Raw genomic sequence first — 16767 nt, 5'->3', positions numbered from 1 at the left:
CGCCTCACTGGACGGCGCGTTCCGTGCGACGGGCGCCGTCGGGCAGACGCGCGATGAATTCGGCAGCGGCGCGACGCGCGGCGGCATCCGCTTCGATCACGTCTTCGAGCGCGTGGGCGCTGCGGTTCGGCAACGCGTTGAGTACCGCGTCGACCACCTGCGCAATCGTCATGAAGCCGATCTGGCGCGCGAGGAACGCTTCAACCGCGATTTCGTTCGCGGCGTTCAGCGCTGCGCTCGCCACGCCGCCCTCGGCCAGCGCCTTCATGGCGAGTGCGAGGCACGGGAAACGCGTGTAGTCCGGCTTTTCGAACGAAAGCGAAGCGACTTCCGCGAGATCGAGTTGCGCGACGCCCGAATCCACGCGATCCGGGAAGGCCAGCGCATGCGCGATCGGCGTGCGCATGTCGGGGTTACCGAGTTGCGCGAGCACCGAACCGTCGGCGTACGAGACCAGCGAGTGAATCACGCTCTGCGGATGGATCAGCACGTCGATGCGCTCGCCCGGCAGACCGAACAGCCAATGCGCCTCGATCACTTCGAGGCCCTTGTTCATCATGGTGGCCGAGTCGACCGAAATCTTGCGGCCCATGACCCAGTTCGGATGCTTACAGGCTTCTTCCGGCGTGACGTCGACAAGCGTGGCCGGTTCGCGGGTGCGGAACGGGCCGCCCGACGCGGTCAGAATGATCTTGGAGACGCCACCGTGCAGCGCGGCTTCGCGCGGCAGGCATTGGAAAATCGCGTTGTGTTCGCTGTCGACCGGCAGGAGCACGGCGCCGTTGTCGCGCACCGCGTCCATGAAGATCGCGCCCGACATGACCAGCGCTTCCTTGTTGGCGAGCAGGATGCGTTTGCCGGCGCGCGCGGCGGCGAGACTCGGCGCGAGGCCGGCCGCGCCGACGATCGCCGCCACCACCGTATCGCAGCCGTCGCTCTTCGACACGTCGACGAGCGCCTGCGGCCCGTACGTGACCTCGGTTTTGCAACCCGCCTCACGCAGTTTCGCCGCGACGCTCGCGGCCGTGCCGGCGTCGCCGACCACCGCGACTTCAGGCTGAAAGCGCAGGCATTGCTCGACGAGCTTGTCGCCGTTGCGATGCGCGCTCAGCGCATAAACCGAAAAGCGCTCGGGATGACGCGCGACGACGTCGAGCGTGCTGTCTCCAATCGAGCCCGTGGAACCGAGCAATGTCAGACGTTTTTGCATATCTCTTTCTCTAGCCGAGCAGCAGCATGGCAAGCGGCAGCACCGGCAACAAGGCATCGATGCGGTCGAGCACGCCGCCGTGCCCCGGCAACAGGCCGCTTGAATCTTTCACACCGGCCTGGCGTTTCATCATCGATTCGAACAGGTCGCCCACCACGCTGAAAGCCACCAGCAGGGTCAGCGCGAGCAGCGTGCGTACGGCGCCCCAATGCGCCAGCAGCGCAGAATACAGGGTCGGCTCGAACGCATGCAAAAAGACCGCCGCCGCCGCGACGATCATCACCACCAGCCAGCCGCCGATCGCGCCCTCCCAAGTCTTACCCGGACTGATGGCAGGCGCCAGCTTGTGTTTTCCGAAGGCTTTTCCGGAGAAGTATGCGCCGATATCGGCCAGCCATACCAATAGGAGCAGCGACAGCACGAACGGCACGCCCTGCATGCGCGCGGCGACGAGAGCATGCCAGCACGCGACGAATACCACAATGCCGGCAAGAAACAGGAAGGGACGCCAGGCGCCCTGCGCGAGCGTGGGCTTGCGCAGCAGCACGAACGGACCGGCGATCACCCAGAAAATAGCGGCTGCCTGGAAGAGCGGCCGCGCCTGCTCGATCCCGGTACCGAGGCGCGTGCTGGCGACCAGCGCCACCGCCGCCACCAGCGCATAAATGACCGGGCCCGCGCCGCCCAGCTTGAGCAGGCGCGCCCACTCCCATGCGGCGAACACGACGACGAAGGCGATCAGCGCGCCGAACGCGCCCACCGGCGCGAACAACGTGACCGGCAGGAACACCGCCAGCAGGATGATCGCCGTGATGACACGGGTTTTTAGCATGGAAGCGAATCGACGTTTTGCGATTGCGGCTCGAGTTGAGCACTGGTGCGGCCGAAGCGGCGTTCACGCTCGGCGTACGAAGCGATGGCGTGGCCGAGCGCGTCTGCGTCGAAATCCGGCCAGAACGTGTCGGTGAAGTAGAACTCGGTGTAGGCAAGCTGCCACAGCAGGAAGTTGCTGACACGGCGCTCGCCGCCGGTGCGGATGAAGAGATCCGGCTCAGGCGCATAAGCCATGGACAGGTGCTCGGCGAACGATTCCTCGGTCACCTCGACCGCCTTGCCCGCCAGCGCCGACTGTTCGGCGAGCTTGCGGGTGGCCTGCATGATGTCCCAGCGGCCGCCGTAGTTCGCGGCGATCGTGAGCGTAAGACGGGTGTTGCGCGCGGTCTTGGTCTCCGCGCGCTTGATCAGATCGCGGATGCGCGTATCGAAGCGCGACAGATCGCCCACCACGCGCAACCGGATGCCGTTCGCGTGCAGCTTGCCGATCTCGCGCTCCAGCGCGGTCACGAACAGGCGCATCAGGAACGACACTTCGTCGTTCGGACGGCGCCAGTTTTCCGAGCTGAAAGCGAACAGCGTCAGATATTCGACACCCTGACGGGCGCACGCCTCGACGGCCGCACGCACCGCGTCGACGCCGCGCGTATGGCCCGCCACGCGCGGCAAGCGCCGCTGGGTGGCCCAACGGCCGTTGCCGTCCATGATGATCGCGATATGTCGCGGCACCGCGGCGACATCAGGCACGCGCACGGTTGAGCTGGTATAGGTCATGGCCGTCGGGACAGTGACTGCAAATAAAGAAGTGGAGAACGTGAAAGTGCTGAGCCGACCGGCCTCAGACCGTCATGATCTCGGCTTCTTTCGTCACGACGAGCTTGTCGATTTCGGCGACGAACTTGTCCGTCAACTTCTGAACGTCGTCACCTGCACGACGCTCGTCGTCTTCCGAAATTTCCTTGTCTTTCACGAGCTTTTTCAGTTGCTCATTGGCATCGCGACGCAGGTTGCGCACCGCGACCTTGGCCGTTTCCGCTTCGCTCTTGACCACTTTGGTCAGTTCGCGGCGGCGTTCTTCGGTCAGCGCGGGCATCGGCACGCGAATGACGTCGCCTTGCGTGGCCGGGTTCAGACCCAGGTCCGACTCGCGGATCGCCTTTTCGACGACCTGCACCATCTTCTTTTCCCACGGCTGCACGCCGATCGTGCGTGCGTCGATCAGCGTCAGGTTCGCGACTTGCGAAATGGGCACCGGCGAACCGTAGTAGTCGCACTGGATGTGATCGAGCAGGCCCGTGTGCGCACGGCCCGTGCGGATCTTCGACAGGTCGTTCTTGAACGCGTCGATGGAGCGCTGCATCTTTTGTTCAGCGCCCTTCCTGATATCAGCCACAGACATTTTTAAACCTCCGAACCTTCAAAACGGTGCGAGCCGGCCAGCGCGCGCAGGATGCGGCGGCCCGGGCTCGCGCTAAAGCCCACGTTATGTGAACGAGAGTTTACACGTGGACGAGGGTACCCTCGTCCTCGCCTTGTACGATGCGCTTGAGCGCCCCCGGCTTGACGATCGAAAACACCCGGATCGGCAGCTTCTGGTCGCGGCACAGCGCGAATGCCGTGGCGTCCATGACTTGCAGATTGCGGCCGATCGCCTCGTCAAAACTGATCGTGGTGTAACGCGTCGCGCTCGGGTCTTTCTTGGGGTCGGCGGAATAGACGCCGTCCACCTTGGTGGCTTTCAGCACGACTTCCGCGCCGATTTCCGAACCGCGCAATGCGGCGGCCGTGTCGGTCGTGAAGAACGGGTTGCCGGTGCCGGCCGCGAAAATCACGACTTTGCCTTCTTCGAGCTGGCGAATCGCGCGGGGCCGAATGTACGGTTCGACCACCTGGTCCATGCGCAGCGCCGATTGCACGCGCGCCTCGATGCCGGCGTGGCGCATGGCATCCTGCAGCGCCAGCGCGTTCATCATGGTGGCCAGCATGCCCATGTAGTCAGCCGTGGCGCGATCCATACCCGCCGCGCCGCCCGCCACGCCGCGGAAGATATTGCCACCGCCGATCACCACGGCCAGCTGCGTTCCGAGACGGACCACTTCGGCCACGTCCGCCACCATTCGTTCGATGGTTGCGCGATTGATGCCAAAGGCATCGTCGCCCATCAGAGCTTCACCGGAGAGTTTGAGCAGGACGCGTTTATAGGCAGTGGGCATAGGGGTATCCAGATCGCGCAGAACAGGGCAACAACAAGGGACTAATGTAGGGGTGAAATGCTGATTCGGGCAAGCGTCGCCAAATTGACGAACCCTGGGGTTCGCCAGCGGCGGCTGCGCGGCGAGGGTCAACCCGCGCGCAGCCTTGCGGCGCTGCCGACCGCGGCAAAGTCTTGCTCCGCCGCGGGTCCAACGATATTGCAGTGAAGCTCGGGTGAGACTTATTGTTGCTTTGCAGCAGCGACTTGAGCGGCCACTTCAGCTGCGAAGTCGTCCTGCTTCTTCTCGATGCCTTCGCCGACCACGAACAGCGCGAACTTCTGCACGCTCGAGTTGCCGGCCTTCAGCATCTGCTCGATCGTCTGCTTGTCGTTCTTAACGAACGTCTGGTTCAGCAGCGACACTTCCTTCAGGTACTTCTGCACGCTGCCGTCGACCATCTTGGCGACGATTTCAGCCGGCTTGCCCGATTCCGCGGCCTTCTGTTCAGCAATGCTGCGTTCCTTGGCGATCAGATCCGCCGGTACGTCTTCCGACGACAGCGAAACCGGCTTCATCGCGGCGATGTGCATCGCGACGTCCTTGCCGACCTGCTCGTCCGCGCCGGTGTACTCGACCAGCACGCCGATACGCGTGCCGTGCAGGTACGCTGCCAGCTTGTTCGAGGTTTCGAAACGCACGAAACGGCGGATCGACAGGTTTTCACCGATCTTGCCGACCAGTGCCAGACGCACTGCGTCGACCGTCGAGCCGTCCAGCGGCAGTGCCGCCAGCGCGGCGACGTCAGCCGGGTTTTGCGTAGCGACCAACTCAGCGACCTGCTTCGAGAAAGCCAGGAAGTCGTCGTTCTTCGAGACGAAGTCGGTTTCGCAGTTCAGCTCGACCAGCGAACCCGCGTTGCCGCCGATGAACGATGCGACCACGCCTTCAGCCGTCACGCGCGACGCTGCCTTGCTGGCCTTGTTGCCCAGCTTCACGCGCAGCAGCTCTTCAGCGCGCGCCATGTCGCCGTCGGCTTCCGTCAGCGCCTTCTTGCATTCCATCATCGGCGCGTCGGTCTTTGCGCGCAGTTCTGCAACCATGCTTGCGGTAATTGCCGCCATCATTTGCTCCTTGAGTTCCGTCTGTCACACGCCGCCCGGACTTCGATGCCGGCGGCAAGAATTCGTTTCAGCGTTGCGCGTACTTTTTTACGGGCAACGCTTGTAGCACTGCTTCGGACACTGCCGGCAGCGCCCCACTACAATGTCGCGACTTAAAAAAAGGGGGCCTGTAGAAAGCCCCCTTTTTTGCCGGACACGGGGCAGCTTTACGCTTCCGAGTTGACCTCGACGAACTCGTCGCCGTCGCCACCACGTGCAGCCTGCACCACTTCGTTGACCGCGTTCGCACGGCCTTCGACGATCGCGTCAGCCACGCCAGCCGTGTACAGAGCGACAGCCTTCGAGGCGTCGTCGTTACCCGGGATCACGTAGTCGATGCCTTCCGGCGAGTGGTTCGTGTCGACCACGGCGATGACCGGAATACCCAGCTTGTTCGCTTCGGTCACGGCAATCTTGTGGTAGCCGACGTCGACCACGAAGATCGCGTCCGGAATGCCGCCCATGTCTTTCACGCCGCCGATCGACTTGACCAGCTTGGCCATTTCGCGTTCGAACAGGAGCGCTTCCTTCTTGCTCATGCGTTCGGTTTCGCCTGCTTCCAGCGCTGCTTCCATGTCCTTCAGGCGCTTGATCGAGACCTTCAGCGTCTTGAAGTTGGTCAGCATGCCGCCGAGCCAGCGTGCGTTGACGAACGGCATGCCAGCGCGTTGCGCTTCTTCAGCGATCGTGTCGCGCGATTGACGCTTCGTGCCGACAAACAGGATCGTGCCGCGATTGGCTGCCAGTTGACGCGCGTACTTCAGCGCGTCGTTGTACATCGGCAGCGTCTTTTCGAGGTTGATGATGTGAATCTTGTTGCGATGACCGAAAATGAAGGGGGCCATCTTCGGGTTCCAGAAGCGTGTTTGGTGACCGAAGTGGACACCGGCTTCCAGCATTTGACGCATGGTAACTGCCATGAAAATCTCCGCGAGGGTTGGGTCTTAAGCCGGCTGCCGTATCGACCGCGTTGCCATCTCTCTGGCTGAACGCGGCGGACACCCTGGGTGCGCCGGCTTGCGAGTCTGCTGCCTTGGTGCTTCTGCTTTCGCTTCTGCATTTACCTCATAGCGCAGGCAACCGGCGTATGAGAAGCCATTCTTGCCGCTTTTTTGTCCACATGGACGAATAAAGTAAGACAGAGATCGACTTAGCCAAAGATTATAGCACGCGACTATTGCACGACTCAACCTGCCCGGTAGCCCTGTTCGCGGCCGCCGGGTTGCACCCGCGCGAGCCCCGCCCGTCTCGAACGAGCCCGGCCGGGAGCCCGTGAAAGGCGCCGGCCCCGTCGCAAAAGGCTGCGGCAGCCGGAATATGGTGCGATAATCCTGCAATAAATCGCATTTCAGGCCCGACTCATGGCTATTACGCTCAAAAACGAACACGATATCGCGCAGATGCGCGTCGCCTGCAAACTGGCAAGCGAAGTGCTCGACTACATCACCCCGTTCGTTACGGCCGGCGTCACGACCGGCGAACTCGACCGTCTGTGCCACGAATACATGCTGAAGGAACAGGGCACGGTTCCGGCGCCGCTGAATTATCAGCCGCCCGGCTACCCACCCTATCCGAAAGCCACCTGCATTTCGGTCAACGACGTGATCTGCCACGGCATTCCCGGCGACAAGACGCTGAAGAACGGCGACGCGCTGAATATCGACGTCACCGTGATCAAGGAAGGCTATTTCGGCGACACCAGCCGCATGTTCATCGTCGGCGAGGGCTCGATCCTGGCCAAGCGCCTTGTCCAGACCACCTTCGAATGCATGTGGCTCGGTATCGACCAGGTGCGCCCGGGCGCGCATCTCGGCGACATCGGCTACGCGATCCAGAAACATGCGGAAGGCCAGGGCTACAGCGTGGTGCGCGAATACTGCGGCCACGGCATCGGCACGGTATTTCACGAAGACCCGCAGATTCTCCACTACGGCCGTCCCGGCACGGGGCTGGAGTTGCAGACCGGCATGATCTTCACGATCGAGCCGATGATCAATGCCGGCCGCCGCGACATCCGCACCATGCCGGACCAGTGGACCGTCAAGACCAAAGACCGCAGCCTGTCGGCGCAGTGGGAACATACCGTCCTCGTCACCGAAACCGGCTACGACGTGTTGACCGTTTCCGCCGGCACGCCCGCGCGTCCGCCGGTCGTCGCGGCCACGGCCTGACCGACTTCCCACCTCTCCGCCTCCCTGCCAATGAGTAGTGTTCCAGCCGTCGCCCAATCCCCTGCCACGTCGCTCAAGGCGGAGTACAAAGTGGCCAAAGCCCAACTGCTGGAACGCTTCAAGACGGCCACCAACGTCGACGCGTTGATGGCCTCATTGGCGCGCGCCACGGACGACTCCCTGCGCGCCGCCTGGAACACCTGCGAACTGCCGGCCGAACTGGCGCTGGTAGCGGTAGGCGGCTACGGGCGTGGCGAACTGGCGCCGCACTCCGACATCGACATTCTGGTCCTGCTGCCCGACGCGCCGATCGAGCATCTCGAAGCGCGCATCGAACGCTTTATCAGCCTCGCCTGGGATTTGGGGCTGGAGCTTGGCAGCAGCGTGCGCAGCGTGTCGCAATGCCTCGAAGAAGCCGCCAACGACGTCACGGTGCGCACCTCGCTGCTCGAGGCACGGCGCATTACCGGCAGCGCCGCGCTGTTCGATGACTTCACGAAGCGTTACCGCGAAGCGCTCGACCCGAAGGCCTTCTTCCAGGCCAAAGTGCTGGAAATGCGTCAGCGCCACGCCAAGTTCCAGGACACGCCCTACTCGCTCGAACCCAACATCAAGGAAAGCCCGGGCGGCCTGCGCGATCTCCAGTTGATCCTGTGGATCACCCAGGCGGCCGGTTTCGGCAGCAGTTGGCGCGAACTCGAAGCGCGCGGCCTGATCACCGAGCGCGAGGCGCGCGAACTGCGCCGTAACGAGAGTTTCCTGAAAGCGCTGCGCGCCCGGTTGCACGTGATTGCCGGCCGTCGTCAGGACATCATGGTGTTCGACCTGCAAACGGCGGTGGCCGAGAGCTTCGGCTACAAACCGACCGCCACCAAGCGCGCGAGCGAACAGCTGATGCGCCGCTATTACTGGTCCGCCAAGGCGGTCACGCAGCTCGCCACGATCCTGATCCAGAACATCGAAGCGCAGCTCTTCCCCAGCACGAGCGGCATCACGCGCGTGCTGTCGGACCGCTTCGTCGAAAAGCAGGGCATGCTGGAAATCGCCAGTGACGACGTGTTCCAGCGCGAGCCGAACGCGATCCTCGAGGCCTTCCTGCTGTACGAGCAGACGCCCGGCGTGAAGGGCCTGTCGGCGCGCACGCTGCGCGCGATTTACAACGCCCGCGACGTGATGGACCAGCACTGGCGGCGCGATCCGGAAAACGGGCGCCTCTTCATGGACATCCTGAAGCAGCCGGCCGGCATTACCCATGCGCTGCGTCTGATGAACCAGACCAGTGTGCTGGGGCGCTATCTGCTGAACTTCCGGCGCATCGTCGGACAGATGCAACACGATCTGTATCACGTCTACACCGTCGACCAGCACATTCTGATGGTGCTGCGCAATCTGCGCCGCTTCGCGGTGGCCGAACACGCGCACGAATATCCGTTCTGCAGCCAGTTGATCGCCAACTTCGACCGGCCGTGGGTGCTGTACGTGGCGGCGCTGTTTCACGATATCGCCAAAGGCCGCGGCGGCGACCATTCCACGCTCGGCATGGCCGACGCGCGGCGCTTCTGCCGCAATCACGGCATTACGGGCGAAGACGGCGAACTGGTGGTGTGGCTGGTCCAGCAACATCTGACGATGAGCCAGGTCGCGCAAAAGCAGGACACGAGCGACCCGGAAGTCATCAAGCGCTTCGCCGAACTGGTTGGCACCGAGCGCCGGCTTACGGCGCTCTATCTGCTGACCGTGGCCGACATTCGAGGGACCAGCCCGAAAGTCTGGAACACGTGGAAAGGCAAGCTGCTCGAAGACCTGTACCGCGCGACGCTCGCCGTGCTCGGCGGCGCGCGGCCGGATGCGCATTCGGAGCTGAAGTCGCGCCAGGAAGAAGCGCTCGCACTGCTACGCCTCGAAACCGTGCCGGAAGGCGCGCAGAAGGCGCTGTGGGACAAGCTCGACATCGGCTATTTCCTGCGTCACGATGCGGCGGATATCGCGTGGCAAACGCGCGTGCTGTACCGCCATGTCGAAACGCCGACGCCGATCGTGCGGGCCCGTCCGTCGCCGATCGGCGAGGCGCTCCAGGTGCTGGTGTACGTCAAGGACCAGCCGGATCTGTTCGCCGGCATTTGCGCATATTTCGACCGCAACGGTCTGTCGGTGCTCGATGCGCGGGTCAGCACGACCCGTCACGGGTACGCGCTCGATAATTTCCTCGTCGCGCATACCGAAGAAGACGTGCATTATCGCGATATTGCCAATCTGGTCGAACAGGAACTGACCGCCCGCCTCACTGGTGACGGCACCCTGCTTCCGGGACCGTCGAAAGGCCGTTTGTCGCGGCTGTCGCGGACCTTCCCTGTTACCCCGCGCGTCGACCTTCGGGCCGACGAGCGCGGCCAATATTACATCCTGTCCGTGTCGGCGAATGACCGGCCAGGCCTTCTTTATTCGATCGCGCGTGTGCTGGCCGAGCATCGGGTCGGCGTCGCTTCGGCGCGGATCAATACGCTCGGCGAACGCGTCGAAGACGTGTTCCTGCTGGATGGACACGGTCTGTCGGACAGCCGCCTGCAAATTCAGGTCGAGACCGAACTGCTGCGCGCGATCGCAGTGTGAGATTTCATGCGAGTCAAATTAACAGCCAAGCACCCGCGGCCGGCTTCGTCCGAACGCGCCCCTGTCCGTACCGGCAGCACGTCGGCGCGTAAGCCGACGCGCCCGGCGGGCCCCAGGCCGGCGACGCCGGGATCGAGCGGGGCGCGGGGTGAAGGCGCTGGCGCGGCGGGCGGCGGCAAGCGGCCAAGCGCCGGCAAGCCGGCTGGTGGCGGCGCGCGTCCTGCGCGTTCTGCAAAACCCGAAGGGTCGTTTTCGCGCGAGCGGGACGCCGGTGGCGCGCATCGCACGGCGTCGGACCGGGCGCCGCGCCGCGAGGGCGCGGGTGGTGCGCCGCGCCGGTTCGAAGGCGGCGGTGATCGTGCGCCGCGTCGGGATGATGGTGAGCGCGCGCCGCGCCGGTTCGAAGGTGGTGGTGATCGTAGCGAACGCGCGCCGCGTAGGACTGAGGGTGAACGGGCTCCGCGTCGGTTTGAAGGTAGTGGCGACCGCGCCCCCCGTCGGGACGCCGCCGAGCGCGCACCGCGTCGATTTGAAGGTGGCGCGGATCGCAGCGAACGCGCGCCACGCAGGGCCGATGGTGAGCGCAGCCAAGGCGCGCCACGTCGGTTTGAGAGTGGTACTGACCGTGCCGGTAGCGCGCCGCGCCGTTTTGAAGGCGCGGGAGATCGCGGTGAGCGGGCACCGCGCCGGTTCGAAGGCGGTGGTGAGCGCGGCGAACGCGCTCCTCGTCGATTTGAGGGCGGTGGTGATCGCACCGATCGCGCGCCACGTCGTTTTGAAGGTGCAGGCGATCGAGCCGAACGTGCTCCGCGTCGCTTTGAAGGCAATTCAGATCGCGGCGAGCGCGCTCCGCGCCGCTTCGAAAGTGGTGCCGACCGTGGTGACCGCGCGCCGCGTCGTGAAGCCGGTGACCGAGCCGAAGGCGCGCCCCGCCGTTTCGAAGGGAACACGGATCGCAGCGAACGCGCCCCGCGCAGCTTTGGTGATCGCGCCCCGCGCCGCGACGACGGCGAACGCCGTCCGTTCAGCGGTGCGCGCCCAGGCGCAGGCCGTCCGTCGGAAGGCGGTCCGCGTGGCGAGCGTCCGGAACGCCGCGAACGCGACGCATCCGATCGACCGCGTTTCAGCAGCGACCGAGGCGCTCCACAAGACCGCCGCGGCGGCGAGCGTGGGCCGCGCAGCGACAGCGCGCCACGCCGTTTCGAAGGCGAGCGCGGTGCATCCGAGCGTGGCGAACGCAGCTTCGCGAAGCCCATCAAAACCGGCTACGGCGACCGCACGGACCGGCCGGCACGCGCTCCACGCGACGAGCGCGGCGAACGCGCCCCGGCCAAACGCGAATTCGGCGACCGTCCGGCCCGCAGCGCCGGACCCACCGAGCGCACCGACCGTGGCGAGCGCCCTGCCCGTAGTTTCGACAAGACGCTGCCCGCCGCGGGCCGCCGTTTCGGCGACGACCGTCCCGCGCGCGCCGACAAACCGCGCGGCGCAGCCCGAGCCGAACGCGCCAGCGAAACCGATACCGCTCCGCGCACGCCGCGTCGCGACTACGAAGATGCGCCCGGCACGCTGCGCCTCTCCAAGCTCATGTCCGAACTTGGCCTGTGCTCACGCCGCGAAGCCGACGAGTGGATCGAAAAAGGCTGGGTGCTGGTGGACGGCGAGCGCATCGACACGCTCGGCACCAAGGTTCGTCCGGATCAGCGCATCGAAATCGACCCCGCCGCCGAAGCCGCGCAGGCGAGCCAGGTGACGGTGCTGATCCACAAGACGGTGGGTTTCGTCTCGGGTCAGGCGGAAGACGGCTATCAGCCGGCCATCACGCTGGTCACGCCGGAGAATCGCTGGGAAGGCGATCGCTCGGAGATCCGCTTCTCCGTCGCGCATTTGCGCCAGCTCGCGCCGGCCGGCCGTCTGGACATCGATTCGACCGGCTTGCTGGTGCTGACGCAGGACGGCCGGATTGCCAAGCAACTGATCGGCGGCCATTCGGAGATCGACAAGGAGTATCTGGTGCGCGTGGCGTTTGGCGAGCACGCCACCGACGTCGAAAGCCACTTCCCGCCGGAAAGTCTTGCGCTGTTGCGCCACGGCCTGTCGCTCGACGACGTGCCGCTGAAGCCCGCGCAGGTGAGCTGGCAAAACGGCGAGCAGTTGCGTTTCGTGCTGCGCGAAGGCAAGAAGCGCCAGATTCGCCGCATGTGCGAACTGGTCGGCCTCGAAGTGATCGGCCTGAAGCGCGTGCGCATGGGCCAAGTGATGCTGGGCGCGCTGCCACCGGGCCAATGGCGCTATCTGGCGCCGGACGAGTCGTTCTAAAGCCGGGCGTCTGAAGACGCTCCACAAAAAAACCCACGCAATGCGTGGGTTTTTTTATCCCTGCGCCTAGCCGACGATGCCAGCGCAGTGACCGAAGCAGCGCAAGCCGCCTCAATCGTCGCTATTCGGGTCCATATCCGGAAACAGCACCTCCGTGAAGCCGAACTTCGCGAAATCGTTGATCCGCATCGGATACAGCTTGCCGATCAGGTGATCGCACTCGTGCTGCACGACGCGCGCGTGAAAGCCCTCGGCGACCCGGTCGATCGGCTTGCCGAATTGATCGAAGCCGTGATACTTGATCATCGAAAAGCGGCTCACCGCGCCGCGCAAGCCCGGCACCGACAGACAGCCTTCCCAGCCCTCTTCCATGTCCAGCGAGACCGGCGTGATGGTCGGGTTGATCAGCACCGTTTCCGGCACCGGCGGCGCGTCCGGATAGCGCTCGTTGTGCCCGAAGCCGAAGATCACCACCTGCAGATTGACGCCGATCTGTGGCGCGGCAAGACCCGCGCCATTAGCGTCGTGCATGGTCTCGAACATATCTTTGACGAGTTCATGCAACTCGGGCGTGTCAAAGTGATCGACCGGATCGGCAATGCGCAAAAGGCGCGGATCGCCCATCTTGAGAATTTCGCGGATCATAACTGCCCCTCCAGGAGCTTACGCATACCATCTTCGTCGAGTACGGGGACGCCGAGTTCCTCAGCTTTCGCCAACTTGCTGCCCGCGTCGGCGCCCGCCACCACATAGTCGGTTTTCTTCGATACGGATCCGGCCACTTTCGCGCCGGCCGCTTCCAGCATTTCCTTCGCCTCTTCGCGGGCGAGGCTCGGCAAGGTGCCGGTCAACACGACCGTCTTGCCGGCCAGCACGCCCTGTGGCGCTCTGGGCGCGGGTGGCCCTTCCGGCCACGTGACCTTGCCCGGCGCGCGCAACTGCTCGATCACCGTGCGGTTATGCTCCTCGGCGAAGAACTGATGAATCGACTCGGCGACCACCGGCCCCACGTCGTTGACCTCCAGCAAGGCTTCGACCGAGGCGTCCATGATCGGATCCAGCGAGCCGAAGTGCTTGGCCAGATCCTTCGCCGTAGATTCGCCCACATGGCGGATGCCGAGCGCGTAGATGAAGCGCGCCAACGTGGTGTGCTTGCCCTTTTCGAGCGAGTCGAGCAGATTCTGCGCGGACTTTTCGGCAAAGCGGTCGAGTTCGGCTAGCGTCGCAAAACCGAGGTTGAACAGATCGGCCGGCGTGCGGACGAGGTTCTGCTCAACCAGTTGGTCGATGATCTTTTCGCCGAGGCCGTCGATATCCAGCGCGCGCCGCTGCGCGAAATGCCACAGCGCCTGCTTGCGCTGCGCGGGACAGAACAGGCCGCCGGTACAACGCGCGATCGCCTCGTCCGGCAGCCGCTCGATATTCGAACCGCACACCGGACATTGCGTGGGCATGACGAACTCGCGGGCGTCGTCCGGGCGACGGTCGAGCAGCGCGCTCACCACTTCGGGAATCACGTCACCGGCGCGCCGCACGATCACCGTGTCGCCGATGCGGATGTCCTTGCGGCGCACTTCGTCTTCGTTGTGGAGCGTGGCATTCGTGACCGTCGCGCCTCCGACGAACACCGGTTCCAGCCGCGCCACCGGCGTAATCGCGCCGGTCCGGCCGACCTGCACGTCGATCGCGACGAGTTTGGTCAACGCTTCCTGCGCGGGGAATTTGTGCGCCAGCGCGAAACGCGGCGCGCGCGACACGAAGCCGAGCGCATCCTGCTCGTCGCGCCGGTTGACTTTGTAGACCACACCGTCGATGTCGTACGGCAGCTTGTCGCGCTTCTCGCCGACGCCATGAAAGAAACCCAGCAAGCCCTGCGCGCCCTGCACCACCGCCCGCTCGCCATTCACCGGCAAGCCGAGTTCCTTGTACCAGTCGAGCAGTTCGCTGTGCGTGGCCGGCATCTCCATGCCTTCGAGCACGCCGATGCCATAAGCGAAAAACGACAGCGGCCGGTGCGCGGTGATCTTCGAATCGAGCTGCCGCAAACTGCCCGCCGCGGCGTTGCGCGGATTGGCGAATTCCCGCTGTTCGGCGGCCCGCTGGCGTTCGTTCAGACGCTCGAAATCGCGCTTGAACATCAGCACTTCGCCGCGCACATCAAGCACATGCGGCACGCGTTTGCCCTTGAGTTTGAGCGGAATGGAGCGGATTGTGCGGACGTTCTCGGTGACGTTCTCGCCGGTTGTGCCGTCGCCGCGCGTGGAGGCTTGCACGAACGCGCCGTCAACGTAACGCAGCGAGATGGCAAGGCCGTCGAATTTCAGTTCGGCCGCGTAATCGACCGGCACCGGCGGCTCGCTTGCGTTCTTGCCGAGCGCGTCGCCGACGCGCTTGTCGAACGCGACGATGTCTTCATCAGTGAAACCGTTGTTCAGCGACAGCATGGGCTGGTCGTGCACGACCGGCTCGAAGCCGCTTGCCGCCTCGCCGCCCACGCGCTGGGTGGGCGAATCGGGCACGATCAGGTCCGGATGCTCCGTCTCGATGCTCTCCAGTTCCTTGAACAGCTTGTCGTATTCCGCGTCCGGCAGGTCCGGCTGGTCGAGCACGTAGTACGCGTAGTTGGCGCGTTCGAGTTCCGCGCGCAGCCACGCGGCACGCTCGGCCGGGGCGCTGGTTGCAGGTGATGAGACGGAGGTTCGGGCCATGCTGTCGGAAGGTTCTTCAGTGAAGTTCAGACATTGGATTATCGCAGGAAGCGTGCCCCTTTACATCGGCCGAATGGCCAGTTTCGGCGCGTTGCGCGTCCAGTCGAAAGCCAGGCATGCAGCCGCCGCCTGAAACGACAACGGCCGCACATCGTGCGGCCGTCGGAGACACCGGTAAAACGTAAAAACTTTACTGGCTGAACAAACGCCGCGTGGCCGGCGAGCCTGCCGGAATGCCGGCCTGTTCGAGCTTCGCGTAGAGCGTCATCAACTGCTTTTCGATGGCGAGCAGCGCGGTTTCCGGCAACGGACGACGGCCGTCGTCGACCACCCGCCCGCCGATGCGCTCGGCCAACGATTTTGCGTAGTCGCACATCAGTCGGAACGGCAGGATGTCTTCGTCGGCCACCGGCACGTCGAGCACCAGCGTGATCATCTGGCCGCCCTTGTAGGTGAGGTCGTCGCGCAGGAAGTTGGTGTCGCCGAATTGCAGCATGAACACCGGGCTCTGCCGCGCGTCGAGCTTGACGAAACGCGTACCGTCGCGCGAGAGCAGCAAGCCGTCTTGCGACGCCACCGCCTGCACGTAGTTGGCGGACCACGGCGCGCCGTCGGAGAGCACGTTGATCGACAACTGCGCGTCGCACTGCGCGGCAAAGCCGTCGAGCTCGCGCGCCATCGCAACCGTTTCGAGCATGTCGGGAAATTCCGGCGATGCATCCAGCGCGTCGGCAAACTGCTGCACGCCGGTCACGAACTCGGAGAACTCCAGTTCGTTGAGCGCGCCGCTGCGATTGGCCAGTTGCGCGGCCGCGCGCAACTCTTCATAGCGCGCGCCGTTTTGCAGCAGCTCCCACGCGCCGCCTTCGAGCTTGCCCTCGATATGCACCGGCTTGCTGCCCGCGCGGCGCAACCGCTGCGCAAGCGGAATCACCTTGTCGCCGGCAACCGGGCCGTTCAGACGGATCGGCACGATACAGTCGATGCGCCGATCGACGATAGCCGGCGGCGCCGACGAGATCGTCGTAGCGGCGGGCAGAATCGGTTCGACCGGTTCGCCGGCCTGGCGGGCGGCTTGCGCGGCCCTGCCGGCCTCTGCGCTCTCGCCGCCTTCAGCTTCAGCCACGCCCTCGGCTTCCGGGTAACCGTTCGGCGTGGTCGTCTCGGCCTGAATATCGGCCGCCGTGTCGAGCGGCGCCGTTCCAGCCGCCTGGCCGCCGAACGTCGGTTCGACGCGCGCCGCCGTGGTTTGCTCCGCCGTTTCGGCGCCCACCACCGGCTCGCGGCGCGTGGTCGGCCGGGCCGGTTCGATGAACGGGCTCTGTTCCTCCTGATCGTCCCGCGCGAGATTTTCGGCGGTATCGGCCGGCATCGGCCGCGGCATCTTGCGGCGCACCTTCGCGCTCTGCCACGCGTTGTACACGACCACGCCCCCGACCACCACGGCACCCGCGCCGATCAAACCGAGTGTCAACTCGTCCATGCATGCTCCATCAGCAATTCTTTTATCTGCGGGGCTTAGCGCCCGCTCCACGTGCCGCGCGGCCACCGGCCGCTGCG

13 protein-coding genes are annotated in these 16767 nt (G+C 64.7%); 3 read left to right on the top strand and 10 right to left on the bottom strand.

All coding sequences use genetic code 11. The features are described from left to right. Window positions 1-4: 4 nt before the first annotated feature. The 7 genes from PQR32_RS30820 to rpsB form a co-directional block, all read right to left on the bottom strand. On the bottom strand, window positions 5-1210 hold the full coding sequence (locus PQR32_RS30820; RefSeq protein WP_408236039.1) for a 1-deoxy-D-xylulose-5-phosphate reductoisomerase: 1206 nt from the start codon (window positions 1208-1210) through the stop codon (window positions 5-7). Between the two features lie 10 nt (window positions 1211-1220). Then, window positions 1221-2042 carry a phosphatidate cytidylyltransferase gene (locus PQR32_RS30815; RefSeq protein ID WP_310814775.1) on the bottom strand — a complete coding sequence of 274 codons (822 nt, stop codon included), beginning with the start codon at window positions 2040-2042 and terminating at the stop codon, window positions 1221-1223. After that, window positions 2036-2818, bottom strand: a complete 783-nt coding sequence (gene uppS / locus PQR32_RS30810; protein WP_091793334.1) for a polyprenyl diphosphate synthase — start codon at window positions 2816-2818, stop codon at window positions 2036-2038. Before uppS ends, PQR32_RS30815 begins: the two co-directional genes overlap by 7 nt. Before the next feature lie 64 nt (window positions 2819-2882). Further along, window positions 2883-3443, bottom strand: a complete 561-nt coding sequence (frr, locus tag PQR32_RS30805; protein WP_012433445.1) for a ribosome recycling factor — start codon at window positions 3441-3443, stop codon at window positions 2883-2885. Window positions 3444-3543: 100 nt separating this feature from the next. Next, window positions 3544-4257, bottom strand: coding sequence for a UMP kinase (gene pyrH / locus PQR32_RS30800; RefSeq protein WP_011488865.1), 714 nt, complete (start codon window positions 4255-4257; stop codon window positions 3544-3546). A 221-nt stretch (window positions 4258-4478) separates the two neighbouring features. Then, window positions 4479-5360: a translation elongation factor Ts gene (gene tsf / locus PQR32_RS30795; protein ID WP_132373927.1), complete on the bottom strand. Its 882-nt coding sequence runs from the start codon at window positions 5358-5360 to the stop codon at window positions 4479-4481. Between the two features lie 206 nt (window positions 5361-5566). Then, on the bottom strand, window positions 5567-6319 hold the full coding sequence (rpsB, locus tag PQR32_RS30790) for a 30S ribosomal protein S2 (RefSeq protein WP_012433448.1): 753 nt from the start codon (window positions 6317-6319) through the stop codon (window positions 5567-5569). A 441-nt stretch (window positions 6320-6760) separates the two neighbouring features. Here rpsB and map point away from each other — a divergent pair, with 441 nt between their 5' ends. Genes map through PQR32_RS42280 form a run of 3 tightly spaced genes read left to right on the top strand, consistent with a single transcriptional unit; the run spans window position 6761 to window position 12499 of the window. After that, complete coding sequence (gene map / locus PQR32_RS30785; RefSeq protein ID WP_408236034.1) at window positions 6761-7570, top strand: type I methionyl aminopeptidase; 810 nt, start codon at window positions 6761-6763, stop codon at window positions 7568-7570. A 30-nt stretch (window positions 7571-7600) separates the two neighbouring features. Then, window positions 7601-10180 (top strand): [protein-PII] uridylyltransferase, encoded by a 2580-nt coding sequence (locus PQR32_RS30780; protein ID WP_408236031.1) that lies wholly within the window; start codon window positions 7601-7603, stop codon window positions 10178-10180. Between the two features lie 6 nt (window positions 10181-10186). Then, a complete protein-coding gene (locus PQR32_RS42280) occupies window positions 10187-12499 on the top strand; it encodes a pseudouridine synthase (RefSeq protein ID WP_459252008.1) in 2313 nt (770 codons plus the stop codon). A 111-nt stretch (window positions 12500-12610) separates the two neighbouring features. On the opposite strand, the gene def is transcribed toward PQR32_RS42280, so the two are convergent. The 3 genes from def to PQR32_RS30755 all read right to left on the bottom strand — a co-directional run bounded on the left by def (window position 12611) and on the right by PQR32_RS30755 (window position 16690). Next, the gene (gene def / locus PQR32_RS30765; RefSeq protein WP_408236028.1) at window positions 12611-13144 is read right to left on the bottom strand and encodes a peptide deformylase; all 534 of its coding nucleotides are present in this window, start codon (window positions 13142-13144) and stop codon (window positions 12611-12613) included. Beyond that, window positions 13141-15207 (bottom strand): NAD-dependent DNA ligase LigA, encoded by a 2067-nt coding sequence (gene ligA / locus PQR32_RS30760; RefSeq protein WP_408236025.1) that lies wholly within the window; start codon window positions 15205-15207, stop codon window positions 13141-13143. Before ligA ends, def begins: the two co-directional genes overlap by 4 nt. A gap of 190 nt (window positions 15208-15397) precedes the next feature. Beyond that, the gene (locus PQR32_RS30755) at window positions 15398-16690 is read right to left on the bottom strand and encodes a cell division protein ZipA C-terminal FtsZ-binding domain-containing protein (RefSeq protein WP_408236022.1); all 1293 of its coding nucleotides are present in this window, start codon (window positions 16688-16690) and stop codon (window positions 15398-15400) included. Between the last annotated feature and the right edge of the window lie 77 nt (window positions 16691-16767).

Origin of the sequence: Paraburkholderia dipogonis (assembly GCF_046027395.1) — a bacterium.
Taxonomy (GTDB): domain Bacteria; phylum Pseudomonadota; class Gammaproteobacteria; order Burkholderiales; family Burkholderiaceae; genus Paraburkholderia; species Paraburkholderia dipogonis_A.
Note: the sequence above shows the minus strand (reverse complement) of the source record. Positions and strands in the feature narration are given on the sequence as shown.